The sequence below is a fragment of the Actinomycetota bacterium genome, from assembly GCA_019347675.1.
Taxonomy (GTDB): domain Bacteria; phylum Actinomycetota; class Nitriliruptoria; order Nitriliruptorales; family JAHWKO01; genus JAHWKW01.
Map to the genome: position 1 here is coordinate 35775 of JAHWKW010000008.1, position 17518 is coordinate 53292.

At 70.9% G+C, this 17518-nt stretch carries 18 protein-coding genes; 5 read left to right on the forward strand and 13 right to left on the reverse strand.

From position 1 onward, the window contains the following. The 3 genes from KY462_06715 (at position 1) to KY462_06725 (ending at position 3608) form a co-directional block, all read left to right on the forward strand. A complete protein-coding gene (locus KY462_06715; GenBank protein MBW3577418.1) occupies positions 1-1896 on the forward strand; it encodes a glycoside hydrolase family 15 protein in 1896 nt (631 codons plus the stop codon). Next, complete coding sequence (locus KY462_06720; protein MBW3577419.1) at positions 1893-3383, forward strand: NAD-dependent malic enzyme; 1491 nt, start codon at positions 1893-1895, stop codon at positions 3381-3383. Before KY462_06715 ends, KY462_06720 begins: the two co-directional genes overlap by 4 nt. Before the next feature lie 72 nt (positions 3384-3455). Continuing rightward, entirely contained in the window at positions 3456-3608 is a 153-nt protein-coding gene (locus KY462_06725) for a DUF3309 domain-containing protein (GenBank protein MBW3577420.1), read from the forward strand. Between the two features lie 39 nt (positions 3609-3647). Here KY462_06725 and KY462_06730 read toward each other — a convergent pair whose 3' ends face one another. The 4 genes from KY462_06730 to KY462_06745 all read right to left on the reverse strand — a co-directional run bounded on the left by KY462_06730 (position 3648) and on the right by KY462_06745 (position 7535). Beyond that, positions 3648-5315, reverse strand: coding sequence for an acyl--CoA ligase (locus KY462_06730; GenBank protein MBW3577421.1), 1668 nt, complete (start codon positions 5313-5315; stop codon positions 3648-3650). Positions 5316-5426: 111 nt separating this feature from the next. After that, entirely contained in the window at positions 5427-6008 is a 582-nt protein-coding gene (locus KY462_06735) for an FHA domain-containing protein (GenBank protein MBW3577422.1), read from the reverse strand. A gap of 148 nt (positions 6009-6156) precedes the next feature. Beyond that, on the reverse strand, positions 6157-6624 hold the full coding sequence (locus tag KY462_06740) for an SRPBCC family protein (GenBank protein MBW3577423.1): 468 nt from the start codon (positions 6622-6624) through the stop codon (positions 6157-6159). 146 nt (positions 6625-6770) lie between these two features. Continuing rightward, a complete protein-coding gene (locus KY462_06745) occupies positions 6771-7535 on the reverse strand; it encodes an endonuclease/exonuclease/phosphatase family protein (protein MBW3577424.1) in 765 nt (254 codons plus the stop codon). A 114-nt stretch (positions 7536-7649) separates the two neighbouring features. Between KY462_06745 and KY462_06750 the strand changes: the two genes are divergently transcribed. After that, positions 7650-8642: a hypothetical protein gene (locus tag KY462_06750; protein ID MBW3577425.1), complete on the forward strand. Its 993-nt coding sequence runs from the start codon at positions 7650-7652 to the stop codon at positions 8640-8642. Between the two features lie 38 nt (positions 8643-8680). Here the strand turns inward: KY462_06750 and KY462_06755 are convergent, their stop codons facing one another. Then, positions 8681-9298 carry a hypothetical protein gene (locus KY462_06755; protein MBW3577426.1) on the reverse strand — a complete coding sequence of 206 codons (618 nt, stop codon included), beginning with the start codon at positions 9296-9298 and terminating at the stop codon, positions 8681-8683. Positions 9299-9397: 99 nt separating this feature from the next. Continuing rightward, entirely contained in the window at positions 9398-9622 is a 225-nt protein-coding gene (locus KY462_06760) for a hypothetical protein (protein ID MBW3577427.1), read from the reverse strand. Between KY462_06760 and KY462_06765 the strand changes: the two genes are divergently transcribed. Next, entirely contained in the window at positions 9621-10022 is a 402-nt protein-coding gene (locus KY462_06765) for a heavy metal-responsive transcriptional regulator (GenBank protein ID MBW3577428.1), read from the forward strand. The genes KY462_06760 and KY462_06765 overlap by 2 nt on opposite strands. Positions 10023-10377: 355 nt before the next feature. Here KY462_06765 and KY462_06770 read toward each other — a convergent pair whose 3' ends face one another. The 7 genes from KY462_06770 to KY462_06800 are packed head-to-tail and all read right to left on the reverse strand — an operon-like array spanning position 10378 to position 17450. Next, positions 10378-11526, reverse strand: coding sequence for a beta-lactamase family protein (locus KY462_06770; GenBank protein ID MBW3577429.1), 1149 nt, complete (start codon positions 11524-11526; stop codon positions 10378-10380). Positions 11527-11581: 55 nt separating this feature from the next. Next, positions 11582-12691 (reverse strand): N-acetylglucosamine-6-phosphate deacetylase, encoded by a 1110-nt coding sequence (nagA, locus tag KY462_06775; protein MBW3577430.1) that lies wholly within the window; start codon positions 12689-12691, stop codon positions 11582-11584. Beyond that, entirely contained in the window at positions 12688-13860 is a 1173-nt protein-coding gene (locus KY462_06780) for an anhydro-N-acetylmuramic acid kinase (GenBank protein MBW3577431.1), read from the reverse strand. Before KY462_06780 ends, nagA begins: the two co-directional genes overlap by 4 nt. After that, entirely contained in the window at positions 13857-14768 is a 912-nt protein-coding gene (murQ, locus tag KY462_06785) for an N-acetylmuramic acid 6-phosphate etherase (protein ID MBW3577432.1), read from the reverse strand. Before murQ ends, KY462_06780 begins: the two co-directional genes overlap by 4 nt. Next, a complete protein-coding gene (locus KY462_06790) occupies positions 14761-15759 on the reverse strand; it encodes a hypothetical protein (GenBank protein ID MBW3577433.1) in 999 nt (332 codons plus the stop codon). Before KY462_06790 ends, murQ begins: the two co-directional genes overlap by 8 nt. 15 nt (positions 15760-15774) lie before the next feature. Next, positions 15775-16602 (reverse strand): carbohydrate ABC transporter permease, encoded by an 828-nt coding sequence (locus KY462_06795; GenBank protein MBW3577434.1) that lies wholly within the window; start codon positions 16600-16602, stop codon positions 15775-15777. After that, positions 16599-17450: a sugar ABC transporter permease gene (locus tag KY462_06800; GenBank protein ID MBW3577435.1), complete on the reverse strand. Its 852-nt coding sequence runs from the start codon at positions 17448-17450 to the stop codon at positions 16599-16601. Before KY462_06800 ends, KY462_06795 begins: the two co-directional genes overlap by 4 nt. Between the last annotated feature and the right edge of the window lie 68 nt (positions 17451-17518).

Below are 17518 nucleotides of genomic sequence, written 5' to 3' on the forward strand. Positions count from 1 at the left end.
ATGAGCCGCCCGCTGGAGGACTACGCGCTGATCGGCGACACCGAGACGACCGCGTTGGTGTGCCGCGACGGCTCGATCGACTGGCTGTGCCTGCCGCGCTTCGACGCGCCGGCTTCGTTCGCCGCGCTCCTTGGTGATCACCGGCACGGGCGGTGGCTGCTGGCGCCAGCCAGCAACGCCCGTGCCGTCCGGCGCCGCTACCGGCCGGGCACGCTGATCCTCGAGACCGAGTTCGACGTCGACGGCGGGACTGCGCGGGTGGTGGACCTCATGCCGCCTCGGTGGGCCCCGAGCACCCATGCGGGCAACCCCGACGTCGTCCGTGTGGTGCAGGGCGTGCGCGGCCGGGTCGAGATGCGGATGCAGCTGGTGATCCGCTTCGACTACGGCGCCATCGTGCCGTGGATCGTGCCGTTCGATGGGGGGATGCGAGCGATCGGAGGACCCGACGCCTTGACGTTGCACACCCCGGTGGAGCTCGAGCACGACGGCGGGTCGACGCTGGCGCGTTTCTCCGTGGCGGCGGGCGACGTCGCCCCGTTCGTTCTCACCTGGCACCCCTCGCACCGCCCCAGCCCCGAACCGGTCGACGCCCACGAAACCCTGGATACGACCACCCACTGGTGGCAGCAGTGGGGACAGAGCAGCCGCTACACCGCCGAGTGGGCGGACGCGGTGCACCGTTCGCTGATCACGCTGAAGGCGTTGACGTACGCCCCCACCGGAGGGATCGTCGCCGCCGCGACCACCTCGATCCCCGAACAGATCGGCGGCGTGCGCAACTGGGACTACCGCTACGTCTGGGTCCGCGACGCCACGCTCACGCTCTACGCCCTGCTGCTCGGTGGCTTCCGGGAGGAGGCGGTGGCGTGGCGCGACTGGCTGCTGCGCGCGGTGGCCGGCGATACCAGCAACCTCAACATCCTCTACGGCATCGCGGGGGAACGCCGCCTGCCCGAGCTGACGCTCGACTGGCTGCCCGGCTACGAACGCTCGTTCCCGGTCCGCCAGGGCAACGCAGCCTCGCGGCAGATCCAGCTCGACGTGTACGGCCAACTGATGGACTCGATGGAGTTCGCCCGCCGTGCCGGGATCGAACCGGCCAGGGCGGCCTGGGACCTGCAGAAGGCCCTGATGGACGCGTTGGAGGGGCTGTGGGACCAACCGGACCACGGATTGTGGGAGACCCGCGGAGCGATGCAGCACTTCACGCACTCCAAGGTGCTGGCGTGGGTGGCCTTCGACCGTGCGGCCAGGGCGGTGGAGCAGTTCGGCCTGGACGGCCCCGCGGACCGGTGGCGGGCCCTGGCCGGCACCGTCCACGACGAGGTCTGCCAGCGGGCGTTCGACGCGGACCGTCACTGCTTCACGCGCAGCTACGAGTCGGAGGCACTCGACGCCAGCCTGCTGATGATCAACCAGGTCGGGTTCATCCACGCGCGCGATCAGCGCTTCCGCGGGACGGTGGAGGCGATCGAGCGCGAGCTCAGCGACGGCTGCTTCGTCTACCGCTACGACACCACCACGGCCGGCGATGGCCTGCCCGCGGGGGAGGGAGCCTTCCTGCTGTGCTCGTTCTGGATGGTCGATGCCCTGGCCGCGATCGGCCGGGGCCGCGATGCCCGGGAGCGTTTCGAGCAGCTGCTGCAGGTCCGAAACGACGTGGGACTGCTGGCCGAGATGTACGACCCGGTCCGACGGCGGCAGGTGGGCAACTTCCCGCAAGCCTTCTCGCACGTCGGGCTGGTCAACAGCGCCTGCAACCTCGCGACCACGGAGGGCCCGGCGCACGACGCGCCACCGCGGGATGACGGCCGTGGACGCGCCGGGTCCCGACCGGACGGGCGCGGCGCGACCGCGACGACCCTCGCCGACCAACGCGGAGACGGCGGATGACCACGTACCACGTGACGATGCGCGTGGCCCTCGAGAACGTCCCGGGGATGCTGGGCCGAGTCACCGGGACGATCGAGGACCACGGCGGGGACATCGCCTCGATCGATCCCGTCCGCGCCCACCGCCACATGGTCGTCCGGGACCTGACGGTGGAGGTCCGCGACGAGGCCCACGGGGAGGAGATCGCGGTCGCGCTGGACAGCATCGAGGGCATCGAGGTGCTGGCGCTCACCGACGAGGTGGTCCGCGCCCACCTCGGCGGGAAGATCACCGTGGAGAACCGGCGTGCGGTCCGCGACCGCGAGGACCTGTCGCTGGTGTACACGCCGGGGGTGGGGCGGATCTGCCAGATGATCGCCGAGGACCCCACCGAGGCGTACCGCCTGACGATCAGATCCAACAGCGTCGCGGTGGTGACCGACGGCACCGCCGTCCTCGGCCTGGGACACATCGGCACGTTGGCCGCCCTCCCGGTGATGGAGGGCAAAGTGATGCTGTTCAAGGAGTTCGGGGGCGTCGACGCGTACCCGATCCTGGTGGACGAGACCGACCCGGACACGTTCGTGGAGACGGTCGCCCGGATCGCCGACGGGTTCGGTGGCATCAACCTCGAGGACATCTCCGCCCCGCGGTGCTTCGAGATCGAAGGGAAGCTCCGCCAGCAGTTGGACATCCCCGTCTTCCACGACGACCAGCACGGCACGGCGGTCGTCGTCCTCGCCGCACTGGTCAACGCCGCCAAGGTGGTCGGCAAGCAACTCGCGCAGCTGCAGGTCGTGCTTCAAGGTGCCGGGGCGGCCGGCGTCGCGGTGGCCAACCTGTTGATGGCCGCCGGTGTGCAGGACCTGGTGGCGGTCGACCGCCAGGGGATCCTCACGATGCGACGGAAGGGCAACGACCCGATCAAGCGACGTCTGGCCAAGCAGACCAACCCCCGCGAGGTGGAAGGCGACCTCGCCGACGCGATCGGTGGGGCGGACGTGTTCATCGGCGTGTCGGGGCCGCAGAGTTTCCCGGTCGGGCTGGTCAAGACCATGGCCGACGACCCGATCATCTTCGCGCTGGCCAATCCGACCCCGGAGATCATGCCCGAGGAGGTCAGTCCCTACGCCCGTATCGTCGCGACCGGCCGCTCGGACTACCCCAACCAGATCAACAACGTGCTGGCGTTCCCCGGGATCTTCCGCGGGTTGTTGGACGCCGCAGCGGTTGCGGTGTCCGACGAGATGAAGATCGCCGCCGCCCGGGCCATCGCGACGATCGTCGGTGATGAGGTCTCGGAGGACTACATCATCCCCTCACCGTTCGACCGGTCGGTCGCCCCGGCCGTGGCCGAAGCCGTGGCTCGCACCGCTCGCGAACAGGGCCTGGTCCGCCCGGGCTCGTTCGGATCGCTGCAGGAGGAGTTGGATGCCCGCGCGCATGAGGCCGCCAAGCGGGCGATCGCACGGGCCTACGACCGGCTCGGTCAGCAGCCTGACGGGTGATGCAGGGGGGCACCTGCACACTCGCCTACGCTGGGGGCGGGTTGGATCTGTTGTGGGGAGGACACAGTGAGCCTGCTACTCACCATCCTGCTGGTGCTGCTCGTCCTGGGACTGATCGGGTCGCTGCCGCGGTGGGGCTACAGCCGCGGCTGGGGGTACGGGCCCAGCGGCGGCGTCGTGGCGCTGATCGTGATCGTCGTTGTGATCCTGCTCCTGGCAGGGTAGGGACCGCGGCGAACCCGGCCGGAGCACCGCACGTGATGCTCACCGTGCGCGGTCGGTGCGCTGGTCAACGTCCGACTCGGCCGTCAGGTCGGCCGCCAGGTGGCTGGCTGCGGCCCGGTCGACCTTGCCATGCGGACCGCGCGGGAGGGCATCGATGACGTACGCCGCCCGTGGACGCCGGTAGCCGGCCACCTCGGTCGCGGCCCAGTCCAGGAACGCTCGCGCGTCGAAGCTGTCGCTGCCCGGGACGACCAGGGCGACGGGACGGTCGCCGCGACGTTGATCGGGAAGGCCCACCACCGCGACGTCGGCGACGTCAGGATGGCGACGCAACTGCGACTCCACCTCGGCGGGGAACACCGAGAAACCGCTGACCTTCAAGCGGTCCCGCGTCCTGCCGACGAACGTTAGAACGCCTCCCGGCCAGACACGGCCGAGGTCGCCGGTGGACAGCCATCCGTGGCTGTCGCAAGCTCCGGGATCGTCCGCGTACGACGCCAGGACGCCGGGGCCGCGGAACTGCAACTGGCCGACCCGACCCCAGGCAACGGGCGCACCGTCGTCGTCGACCGCACGGACCTCCACGCCGGGCAGGGTGACGCTCAGCGGAGGAGCCGGAAGTGGCCGGATCAGTGACGGCGGGAACAGGCGGACGGCGGCCGGGCCCGACATCTCGACCATGCCGTACACGTCCGCGAAGGCGGCCGTGCCCAGACGCCAACCGCCGACCTCCGCGGCGGCGCCGTACTGCTGGAAACGCCGGGCGCGTGACGCCGGCATGATGTCGGCTGCGCTGGCCCACAGCTGGACGCTCGCCAGGTCGCGGTTGTTCGCACCGGCCGATTCGAGGTCGGCGTACATGGTCGGAACACCCACGAACACGTTCGGGCGGCGTTCCTCGATCACGTCGAGGACCTCGGCGGCGTCGAAGCGGGCACGGTGCAGCAGTGGCACACCTGCGCACAGGGCGCTCAACGCCACCGAGAACCCCATCACGTGGGTGAGGGGCAACGCCGCGAGCGCCAGGTCGCGGCGCGCTCGCGGTCCGACCCGCCACCCGACCGGGGCCATGGCCAGCCGACCGACCCCGCCCAGCAGCCCGTGACTCGTGAGCCGGGCCGCCTTGGGGGTGCCGGTCGTTCCGGACGTCGCCAGGATCAGCGCTGTGGCGTCGGGGTCCCGGTCGGTCGGTCCCATCCGCTGGTCTGGATGTGCGGCCAGCCACGCCGCCACGTCGACCGCGTCGCCGCCGTCGGTCGTCAGGCGCCAGGCGAGGTCACGTGGAGCGGCGACGCCGCCGATGTCGCGGGCGATGTCCGGATCCGCAACCGCTGCCACGGCCCCGGCCGCAGCGGCGATCGCAGAGATCTCCGCCGGCGCGAGGCGCGAGTTGACCGGTGCGGCGACCGCACCGACCCGGGCGAGCGCCATGGCGTGGAAGACGATGTCGATCCGGTTGCGGCACACCACCAGGACCACGTCACCGGCCGAGGTCCCCATGGCCCGGTGCGCCGCCGCCAGCCGAGCCACCGCCTCCTCGACGTCGCGGTAGGTCCGCCGCGAGTCTTTGGCCACCCCCGGGGTCGGTGCTCCGTCCTCGAGCGCCAGCCGCTCGCCGTAGCGGCGGGCCAGGACGTCGGTGAGGTCGCCCAGGGGTATGCCGTACCCGCGCAGCAGCTGCGCGACGTCGACCAGGTGACCCAGCACGGACCCTCCTCCGCAGTGGAGGCTACGTCACTGGTCGCCGTCGGGGCGCAGCGCGTGGGCGGCTTCGAGGCGCCGGTCAGCCGCCGCGGGGGCCGGCTACAGAAGACCTTGCTACAGAAGACCTTGCTTGGCGGCTTGGGCGACCGCGCCCGCCCGGTTGCGGGCCCCGAGCTTGTCGTACAGCTCCTGGGCGTAGGCCTTGATGGTCCGCTCGGTGACGCCGAGCTGAGCGCCGATCTGGCTGTTGGTCATGCCCTGTGCCATCAGCTCGAGCACCTGCTGCTGGCGTGGCGACAGCTTGGGCCCCATCGGTGTCTCGGGGAGCTCTATCACCATCGTGAGCTCGTCGTCGGATGCCATGGTTCCGGGATCCTCGAAGACGAAGGCGACCGGCCCGAACGCCACCACGTCACCGTGGTGCAGGACGCTGGGACCGGTGAGCTCCTCACCGTTGACCGTCGTGCCCGCGCTGCTACCCAGGTCGGTCAGGACGTAGGCGCCCGCCTCTTTGCGGATCGAGGCGTGGACCCGCGACACCCGCGGGTCGGCGATGACGTAGGTGTTGTCCTCGCGCCGGCCGATCGTGCCGTCGCCCTCGTGCAGCCGCAGAACCGTGCCGGCCAGCTCGCCAGAGCGAGCCGTCAGCGTCGGCGCGGGGACGACCTTGCGTGCCTTCTGCGGGATGACGTCCATGTGTCCCATCCTCGCTCGACCTCGGCTCGCACCCGGTGAGCCGGAGGGAGCACTATGGGGGTCGGCGCATCCGGCCGCCGTCGCCGGCATGGTCGTTCGGACACCGACGTGCTGAGGTGTGAGGAGCGGCCGATGGGCGCCTTAAGCCTCAGCTGGTCGGATCCTGCGGGACCTCACCGCGCCACGCGCCGGTCTCCTCACCCCGCGTCTCGATGAACTCCTTGAAGCGCTGCAGATCTCCTTTGGCTCGCTGGTCGGTGAGGTTGAGCGCGTCGGCCGCCTTCTCGGCGAAGTCGTCCGGCTCGATCTGCAGCTGCAGCATCACCCGGGTGGTGTTGTCGTCGATCTTGTGGAACGTCACCGCCCCGGCGTTGGTGGTTTCGCCGATGGCTTCCCAGGCGATGCGCTGATCAGGTGTCTGCTCGGTGATCTTCGCGCTCCACTCACGCTCCACACCCGCGATCTGCGCCTTCCATTGCAGGGTCGTGTCATCGATCTGACGGACCTCCTCGACACCCCGCATGAAGCGGGGGAACTCCTCGAACTGCGTCCACTGGTTGTACGCCGTGCGGACCGGGACGTTGACCTCGATGCTCTGTTCGATCGTCTTGGTCATGGCGGTCTCCTCATCATGGGTTGGGTGGGGGCGGGTGCGTCACCGCCGCGCAGGTCGTTGCCACCGTGGCCGGCGTCGGACGTCCGCGCAGGGCAACGTCCCCGACCATCGTCGCGACGAACGGGCACTGGACCGGCGGCCGCGGGTCAGCCGTGGACGTCGAGGATCGCCCGGACGCCGAAGTGGTCGGACACGATGGGCGCGTCGTCCCCGCGCAGCACGACCGCGGCGTCGACCACTTTCAGGCCGCGGACCAGGATGTGGTCCACGCGGCGGCGCAGGAGACTCGGCTGCCAGACGTAGGGGTTGTCGGGGTGGAAGGTCCACTCCTCCTCGCCGTCGCCGCCGTGACGTCGGGCGTAGCAGTCGACCAGCGGCTCGAACGCCTCGTGCGGTTCGGTGAGGACGCGGAGCGTCGGTGAGCCGGGGACGTCGTTGAGGTCGCCCAAGAGGATGGCCGGTCCTGTCCACGACGCGAACTCCTCACGGATCCGCTTGGCCTGCTGCACGCGGACGTCGGTGGCGTCCAGGGGCCAGGTCAGGTGGGTGTTGCCAACCAGGATGTTCCCACCGTCGCCGAGAACGATCTCGATCAGCTGCAGCGCCCTGGGGTCATCCGAAACCCCCGGCAGCGTGACGGCGGCGCGCTCTTGGCCGGGAAGGTCCGTCAGCAACGACAGAGCCTCGCCCAGCTCGCCGTCGCGTCCGACGACACGATGGTGGGCGACGGTGGCGTACCCGACCTCCTCGGCGATGCGGTGGGCCTGGGACCGGCCGTCGAGGTCGTCGACCTCCTGAAGGCCGACCACGTCCGGGCGGTGGGACCGCAGGTACCGGACGAGGCCGGCCATCCGTTCGTCACGGGGCGGGTTGGTCCCCCACACGTTGATCGTCAGCACCGTCAGTTGCACGCTCGGCCCCACGCTGAAGTCGGTTCATCATGCCGTTGGTCGGGCCGACCGCCGTGGCGGCGGCGGCCAGGGAGCGAGCAGCGGGGTCGGAACGCTGGGCTAGGTTCGGTCGCGATGGCTGACACGCCGCTGGCCGCGGGGAAGGTTCCCGTCGATCTTCTCGCGTCGCTCCTCGACGGCTTCGGCCCGACACCGCCCGAGGTCCGGGTCGGGCCGGGGATCGGGGAGGACGCCGCCGCCATCGACGTCCCCGCCGGGATCCTGGTCGTGGCCACCGACCCGGTGACCCTCACGGGCAGCGACGTGGGCGCGTTCGCGGTCGTGGTCAACGCCAACGACGTCGCGGTCATGGGCGCCAGGCCACGGTGGTTCCTCGCCTCGGTCCTGCTCCCGCAGGGGACGACGGAATCGGAGCTGCGTGAGCTCTTCGCCGACCTTCGCATGGCGCTCGACGACGTCGGCGCCGCTCTCGTCGGGGGCCACACGGAGGTCACCGCGGCGGTCACCCAGCCTGTCGTGGTCGGCCAGATGATCGGCCTGGTGGACGACCGGCGGGTCGTCGCAACCTGCGGTGCGCGACCCGGTGACGTCCTCGTGCAGAGCGGAGCGGTCCCGGTCGAAGGCGCCGCCGTCCTAGCGGCCGAGGCGGCCGACCGGCTCGGCGAGGTCGATCCCGCCACGCTCGACGCCGCACGGAACGCCATCCGCGACCCTGGGATCTCCGTGGTCGACGGCGCGATCCTCGCTGCGCAGCTAGGAGCAACGGCGTTGCACGACCCGACCGAGGGGGGCTTGGCGTCCGGCCTGCACGAGCTCGCACGGGCATCGGGGGTGGGGCTACGGGTGGACGCCGACGCGATCGCGTGGTTCGAACCTGGCCTGTCGGTGTGTCGGGCTCTGGGTGCGGACCCCTGGGCGACCCTGGCGTCGGGCTGCCTGCTCGCGACCTTCCCGCCCGACATGGCCCGCGAGGCCGTCGACGCGCTGCGCCGCCATGGCGTGACCGCCGCGACGGTCGGCGAGGTGATCGAGGGCGAGGCAGTCACGAAGGCATCAGGGGAGCCGGTTGCGTGGCCCGAGCGCGATGAGGTCGCGCGTCTGACCTGACTGTGGCGCGCTCCGCTCGTCAGGCGGCGCGGGGGCGGTCACGGGGTCGCGCGCGGCGCCGGCGTCCCGACGAACTGCAGACTGGCCACCATCTCGTCGAGGACCTGCCTCTTCGTCTCGAAGTCGAGTTCGCCGGCGTCGTAGGTCACCGCGATGAGCGTCGCCCCATCGAGGTCGACGGCGTAGCGGTAGACACGCATGCCGTCGGGGACGAGCGCCTGACCGGTGCCCTCACCTTCGACGCGGACAGCCTGACGCCCAGCGACGGTCGTCTCCTCCCGGCTCGTCTCGTCCACGGCCATGTCTTCCTCCGCGACCCGCTCGAAGGACACGTTCTCCGCACGGATGGCGATCGCGACGTCGAACCCGATCTGGGTTCCCGGCTCGATATCGATGGGTTCCGGGTCGAACAAGCTGCACTCGGCAAGGACGTCGCCCGTGTTCGTCTCCCAGTCCGCGGGGTAGTCGATCCGGTAGGCCGCGTCGGCGTTCTCGCAGCTCGCGGTCCGGGCCATGGGACCGGTCGCCACCGGGCTGGCGGGAGTCGTCACCGTCTCGGCGGGGCTGGTCGGGCTGACCGGCTCCTCTTCCGGTGCGCGCTGGCAGGCGGTCACGGCCAGCATGATGACGGCCAGGACAAGGACGAACCGCGACATCAGGGTCCCTCTCGTCGTGCGGATTCTTGGTCGGCCATGTGGGAAGAGCCGCCCCGCTATGGCAACGTCGGCGCGTTGGCACCGTAGGGGCCGACCCGGTCAGCGCAGCGGACGGACCCCGCCGGACGGGTACGCCTTCTGGTTGCTGGAATACCCAGGGTCATCGAGGCTGAGGTCGACGTGGCCGGGACCGCGACGGTCCGCGACGACCAGGACCGGATCAGCGAGGAGCAGCTGAGCGCGGGTGCGCGCTGCCGGCTTCGGCGTTGCGTCGTGAACCGCCTCGGACGCCGCGGCGAGCAGTTGATCGGGGAGGGTCCACATGCGGATCGGTGAGCTCGCCGACGAGGTCGGCGTCGACCCCAAGACCATCCGCTACTACGAGTCGATCGCGCTGCTCCCCGAACCGCCCCGCACGGCCGCGGGCTACCGCCACTACGGCCCCGAAGACGTCGAGCGGTTGGCGTTCGTCCGCCGCGCCACCGAACTGGACCTGCGCCTCGATGAGATCCGTGAGATCCTGGCGCTGCGCGACCGGGGCGTGCGTCCCTGCGACTACGTCCTGGAGGTCGCGAGACAGCGGATCACCGAGTTGGACCAGCGCATCGTCCAGATGCGCCAAGCCCGCAACGAGCTGGAACGCCTCCTCGCACGCACCCCATCAGCCGAGCAGGCAGGCCGCTACTGCGAGCTGATCGAACACCGCACCTCGAACGGGGCGTGACCCCCATGGGATGGGCCAGCCGTGCGGCATGACAGGCGCTGTCCGCATCAGGTCATCCGGGTCAAGGCGGTCGCGTCCAGCGCCGTGTTGCCCTGGGGCATCGGTGTTGCCTGTCGCCGGTGCCGCCCGGGTCGACTCCGAACGTCGCAGACCATCGGTGTCGGCTACCCCGAGGGGCGTGGAAGGCGGTCACCCACGGCGGGCGCACCACCAGCGAAAGAGACGCACCGCAAGCCAACAGCGAGCAATACCGAAGCTGCGACGCAGCAGCGCCGAAGCACGCGTGTCGCTGTGTTCCTCACGACGCGACTCCACGAGCCGCAGGATGCGCCGACGTGGCGGGGGGACACAGGGTCTACAGCGCCACTGCTCCCCGCAGGGCGTCCAGGGTCAGCCGCCATAGCTCCATGTGATCCGGGGGCGGATCGCGCTCGGTGTGCAGCCGGTTGGTGAGGAGGACGACGACCGCCTCCGCCCGGGGCACCACAGCGATCTCACAGCCGGTGAAGCCTCCGTGACCGAAGCCGACCCTCTCGCGTCCCCAGTCGCAGCGACGTGTCCACCACCCTCGGCCCTGCCCGCGGTCGTAGGGCTCACGGAGGAACCGTTCCAGGGTCGAACGATCCCAGATGCTCGCCCCGCCGTTCAGCGTGTCGGACAGCGCGCCGCCGAACGCAGCGAGGTCCGATGCGGTGGAGAAAGCACCTGCCGATCCCGCCACGCCTCCGAAAGAGTGAGCGGCGTTGCCGTCCTGTGCCTCACCGACGAGGGTGTGGGTTCGCCAGTGGCGGAAGTCGCCCGGGGATCCGTCCACGGCCTCGGGGTCGTTCGTCTCGATCATCCGCTGCTCCGTGCGGTTGCCCGTCGAGGTGGCGGCGATCAACCCACGGGTCTGTTCCAGCGGCTGGAAGCACGTGGCCGTCATGCCGTGCGGCGTGAAGATCTCCCGTTCGCAGAACCGGTCGAGCCGCTCACCGGTCACCTGTTCGACGATCCCACCGAGGAGGATGAAGCCGAGATCCGAGTAGCGCCGGCGACGGTCCGCGCGATGCCTGACGCCGTGGTGGCAGACCCACTCGAGCGCCTCGTCGCGCTGCTTGGCGTAGAGGTAGACGGGCTGCCACGCGGCGAGGCCGCCTCGGTGGGTGAGCAACTGATCGACGGTGAGGGGAGCCGGGCCCGATCCGAGCGCGGGGAGGAAGGTCTTCGCCGGCGTGTCGAGGGCGATCTCACCGTCCGCCTCGAGCCGCATGATCGCCGACGTGGTGAACACCTTCGTGATCGACGCGATGTCGAAGATCGTGTCCTTGGTCATCGGTCGCGGGTGCTCGATCGGACCTTCGTGGTCGTGGGTCTGCGCCCACCCGTAGGCACGGTGGAAGACGGCGACTCCACCGCGCGAGATCAGGGCGACGGCCCCTGGAGTGACCGGGCCGGGGACGAGGTCACCGAGACTTCGGTGGAGCAACTCCAGCGGGTCCACATCCGAACGGGAGCCGGTCACGGGGTACGGGTCTCCTGCGTCAGGCCGGCGGGAGCCGGGGGGTCGCGCCGGATGGTCAGGTTTGGGCTCCGCTCACGAGCACCCGGCGAAGTTCCAGGCGATCGTCGAGGACGACCAGATCGGCGCGTGCGCCCGGCCGGAGCACGCCGAGATCGCCACGCTGCAGTAGGCGAGCGGGGACGGCCGCGGCCGCGTCGAGGGCGTCTGCGAGTGGGACGCCGAGTTGGTGCAGGTTGCGGACGGCATCGATCATGGTCAGGGCGCTCCCGGCGAGGGTGCCGTCCTCGCGGCGGGCCTCCCCGTCGACGACCTCGACGGTGACGTCGCCGAGCCGGTAGCTGCCGTCACCGACGCCAGCGGCGGCGATGGCGTCGGTGACGAGCGCGAGCCGCCCCGCTGCGGCGCGCCACGCGAGCTTCACGGTCTCTGCCGCGAGGTGGTGGCCGTCGACGATCAACGTGACCACGACGTCGTCTCGGGTGAGGGCGACGCCGACGATCCCCGGCCTGCGAGGGATCATCCGCGTCATCGCGTTGAACAGATGGGTGACGGCTCGCACCCCTCGGTCGAACGCCGCATGGGCGGTCTCCGCGTCGGCGTCGGTGTGTCCGGCGGAGACCAGGATGCCCCGGCCACGGAGGAGATCGACGAGCTCGAGGGCCCCCGGCAGTTCCGGCGCGAGGGTGACCGTCGTGACGTGCCCGGCCGACACGATGCGCTCCAGCAGGCCACGTTCGGGATCTCGACGCGGCCCGGCCGGGTGCGTGCCAAGCCGCTGGCGCGACAGGAACGGGCCTTCGAGGTGGGCACCGACGATCCGGGGCAGGACCTCACCCCCGCCGCCTCCATGGCGGCGGGCCGTCTCCATCACCCGCACCGCGGCGACGAGGCGCTCCTCGGGGGCGGTGATGAAGGTCGGCTGGTATGCCGTGACACCGGTGCGCACCAGCGCCTCGCCCGCCGTCCGGTACCCGTCCGGATCCGCGCCCAGCAGGTCGACGCCGCCGAACCCGTTCACCTGGAGATCGACGAAGCCGGGGGCGGCGAGGCCTCCTCGCCCCGCGGGGCTCACCCCCACCAGGGCGACCCGGCCCTCGTCGATCTCGACGTCGCCGGGCACGATCTCCCCGTCGACGAGTGCGGCGGCCGCCCCGAGACGCGTCATCCCGGCCCTTCGATCACGAGCCGTCGCGGACGGCGCTCCGCCGGAGCAGGGACGGTGAGGGGGCCGCGGCCCGGCGTGAGCGAGCCCAGGATCCGGCTGCCGCGCGCGCCGGTGCAGCTCGGGAGGGTACCGGCGATGCCGTTCCAGCTGAGGAAGCCGAGGACGGCGAAGGCGTACGCCTCCTTGCTGTCGGGGGGCAGCCCCCAGACGTCAGAGGTGACGACGTCGGCCGGGGCGAGCTCGGCTGCGAGCATCCGCATGAGCGTCGCGTTGCGGACCCCGCCGCCGCTTGCGGTGACGCGCCCGACCGCGAACGGGCGGAGCGCGTCGGCGATCACCCGCGCGACGGCGGCGGTGAGCGTGGCGAGGACGTCCTCGAGCTCGCCGACGGGCGCCCGCGCGAGCGTCTCGTCGAGGTATGGGCGGTTGAAGCGCTCCTTCCCGGTCGTCTTCGGAGGTGACCGCCGGTAGTAGGGATCGTCGAGGAGCACGTCGAGCAGCACGTCGTTCACCCGCCCGCGGGCCGCGAGCGCTCCGCCCTCGTCCCAGCCTGCGCCGTCGCCGTGCCGGCGGACCGCGGCGTCGAGGAGCGCGTTCGCTGGTCCGACGTCGAAGGCGACCGGATCGGTGTCGGGCGTGACGACGGTGAGGTTCGCGATCCCACCGAGGTTGAGAGCCGCCTCCGGCTGCTCCGAGCCGCCGAGGAGGAGCGCGTCCACGAGGCTGACCAGCGGCGCGCCCTGACCTCCCGCGGCGACGTCGCGGACGCGGAGATCGGAGACCACCGGCAGACCGGTGCGTTCGGCGATCCATGCGGGGTTGCCGAGCTGCAGGGTGCCGCGCACCGCTCCGTCCTCCACCCAGTGGTGGACGGTCTGTCCATGCGAGACGACGAGGTCGGCGCGGTCGGTGCTGAGCGCATCGATGCCAGCGGCGCCCGCGTTCGCGAACGTCTGGCCGAGTTCGCTGTCGAGCCTGCACAGCTGCGCCGCGGTCAGGCTGTGGCCGGCCAGCACGCTGTCGAGGAGGTCGCGCACGGCGTCTGGGAAGGGATGCGTCGTGGCCCCCAGCGTCCGGACGCGGATGCTGTCGTCGTGGAGGCGCACGTCGGCGGCGGCGACGTCGACGGCATCCGCGGACGTGCCCGACATGAGCCCGATCACGATCATCGCGGCGGGACGCCGACAGCGGCCCGGACCGCGCCCCCGGCTTCGTCGAGCCGCCGTCGTGCCGTCTCCGCATCGACCCCGGCGGCGATGCTGACGATCGCGGTCTTCACGTCGCCGTCCGCCGCGTCCAGCGCCTCGTCGACCGCGGCCGGACCCGCACCGGTGGCTTCGGCGACGATCCGGCGGGCCCGCTCCCGGAGCTTGTCGTTCGTCGCCTGCACATCCACCATCAGGTTGCCGAAGGTCCTGCCGAGCCGGACCATCGCGACGGTCGAGATCGTGTTGAGCACGAGTTTCTGCGCCGTCCCGGCCTTCAGGCGTGTCGAGCCGGCGATGACCTCTGCACCGACCGGGATCTCGATCGGATGGTCGACCCGGGCGCTGAGCGGCGTGCCGGGGTTGCAACTCACGCCGACGGTGAGGGCTCCGGCCGCGCGCGCCGCATCGACCGCTGCCAGGACGTAGGGGGTGCGGCCGGACGCGGCGATCCCGACGACCGCGTCCCCGTGGTCCACCCCCGACTCGATGATGTCCCGCTCCGCGGCGTCGGTGTCGTCCTCGGCCCCCTCGACCGCGGTTTTCCCGGCGTCGGGGCCACCGGCGAGGAGGGCGACGACACGACCGGGAGCGACACCGAACGTCGGGCCGCACTCTGCGGCGTCGAGCTGCGCCAGCCGCCCCGACGTTCCCGCACCGACGTAGACCAGCCTCCCACCGACCCGCAACCGCTCGACGATCGCGTCGATCGCCGCGGTCAACGGGTCCGTGGCCGTCGCGACCGCGGCGGGGACGGTGGCGTCCTCGCGGTTCATGAGGCGGACGAGCTCGCCGGTCGGGCGCAGGTCCAGGTCGGCGAGGTCGGGGCGGACCTGCTCGGTGAGGAGGTCGCCGACGTCGCGGTCAGCCATCTCGTTCCTCTCCGGTCAGAGCCGCGGTGAGCGCGTCCCACACCGCCTCGGGATCGCGGGTGGCGAGGTAGTCCATGTGCCCGCAGGCCTCGTAGCCCCAGGTCCAGATGTCGTCGACCCCCTCGGCGCGTGCGGCGCGCACGGCGGCGTGGATGTCGTCGCGGTCCTCGGGACCGAGCCCGAACCCTTGGATCCAGATCTGCGGGGTGAGATGGTGGGCGTCGGCGAGGTCACGGACCTTGCGGGCGAAGCGAGCGACGAACGCGGACGCGGGCTGCCCGAAGACCTTCCAGTACGGGTCGGTGGCGATGGTGTCGAGCCCGTCGGCGGTCGCGACCCCAGCCCAGTCGCGCAGGCCGAGACTGCCCTCGACGAGGGGCAGTAGGCAGACGGTGCTGCGTCCACCGCGCGACGACACGTGGGCAACGAGCTCACGCACGAACTCGACCAGGCAGCGCTCGCGGAACGCGACGACCTCGCCGGTCAGCTCGCGCGGCATGTCGCCACCGTGCTCCTCGCGGAACCGCGCCCGGCAGGCGCCACACCGGCAGGCCCAACGGTCCTCGTCGAGGCCGAACCGCTCCGGATGCGCCCAGTGCGGCTCGTCCCAGAAGATCCGGTCCGCTCCCGTCTCGACCGCGGTGTCCGCCCACCGCTTCACGAGCTCGCGGAACGCGTTGCGGTTCAGACAGGCGGCGCCGACGCGGCGGTCGTTGTCGAAGACCTGACCCAGCTCGGGATGGGTGGCGGTGAACAGGCTCTCCGCCTCCCCTCCGAACGCGTGGCCCACCCCCCACGGGCCGATCTGGACCTCGAGCCCGACGTCGTGGGCGGCCGCGACGAGCCGGCCCATCTGCAGGGGGTAGTAGTTGAGGTCGTTCTCGCTCATCGTGTGCAGCACAGCGGTGAAGCCACGCGACGCGAGGTCGTCCATGTCGGCTTCCACATGGCGCAGGATCCGGTTGCCGAAGTACGAGGCGCCGATCGCCACACCGTGCTCCTTGGCTCAGCCTTTGACGGACCCGGCGATCATGCCCTGGGTGAGCCGCCGGTGGACGAAGAGGAAGAACACGACGACCGGCAAGGTGAAGAGCACGCTCGCGGCCATGATCCCTCCCCAATCGATGTGTGCAAGGCCCTCGAACCGCGCGAGCGCGACGGGGAGGGTGTAGGTCTGCTCGTCGGTGATGAACGTGAGCGCGACGAAGAACTCCCGCCACGCAGCGATGAACGCGAAGACGCCGACGGCGGCGAGGCCGGGTCCGGCGAGCGGCAGGACCACCCGGAGCATCGCCCCGACGCGCGTCGCCCCGTCGACCATCGCCGCCTCCTCCAGCTCCTGCGGGATACCGAGGAAGAAGCCGCGGAGGATCCAGATCGACAGCGGCGTCGTGAACGCCATGTAGGTGACGACGAGCCCGAGGAGCGAGTCGAGCAAGCCGAGGTTCCGCATGACGATGAACAGCGGGATGATGAGCGCCGCGATCGGGAACATCTGCGTGCTGAGCACGACGAGGACGAGGTAGCGGCGCAGCGGCAGCTTGAAGCGGGCCAGCGAGTAGCCGGCGAGCGCCGCGACGCTGACGCCCGCGACCGTGGTGGTCACCGCGACGATCAGCGAGTTCCGCAGGTACGTCGCGAAGCCGCGGCGGAGCACGTCGACGTAGCGTTCGAGCACCAGTTCGCTGGGGATGAAGATCGGGGTCGCGGTGAGGATCTCCGGGCGGGGCTTCACCGAGGTGAGGATCATCCACAAGAACGGGAAGACGGCGAACAGGCCGACCGCCACTGCGGAGACGGCGATGCCGACGCGTCCGACCGTCGGGCGGATCACAGCTGCTCGTCCTCGTCTCTGGCGACGCGGATGTACACCAGCGTGAAGACGACGAGGACCACGAACAGCGTGACCGCCAGCGCCGAGCCCATCCCGAAGTTCAGGCGGGTGAACGCCTCCCGGTAGACGGTGACGACGATCACCTCCGTGCGGCGTGCCGGTCCTCCACCGGTCATCACCATGACCTGGTCGAAGATCTTGAAGTCCCAGATCGTCGATATCACGAGCAGGACGAGGATCAGCGGCTTCAGCATCGGAAGCGTGACGTAGCGCAGACGCTTCCACGCGGTGGCGCCGTCGATCTGGGCCGCCTCGTGGACCTCCTTCGGGATCGACTGCAACCCTGCCAGCAGCGAGATCGCGACGAACGGGAACGACTGCCACACGACGACGAGCCAGACGACGAAGAGGGCCGGCACGCGGGCGTTGAACCACGGGTAGCCCGCGAACGTCTCCAGTCCGACCCCGGCGAGCGCCCAGTTCACGATCCCGTACTGGTCGTTGAACATCCACTTCCAGACGATCGTCGCCGCGACCGCGGGCACCGCCCACGGCAGCAGCACCAGGACTCCCAGCAGCACCCGGCCGCGGAACCTCTGGTTCAGCAGCAGCGCAACCGCCAGTCCCAACAGCATGGTCCCGGCGACGGCCGAGAGCCCGAGAAGCGCCGTCTGGACGAAGACCATGCGCAGGTGGCTGTTGCGGAGCAGCTCGATGTAGTTCCCGAGCCCCACGAAGTCCATGTCGCCGGTGACCAGCGACTGCAGCCCGGCGTCGTGGACCGACAGCCAGAAGGTGCGCCCGAGCGGGTAGAGGATAACGCCGAAGATGACGATCACGGCGGGCACGACGAGCACGATCGGCAGAGCCCGGGATTCGAACCACGTCCGGTCCCACCTCGCCTGCGGCGGCGCCG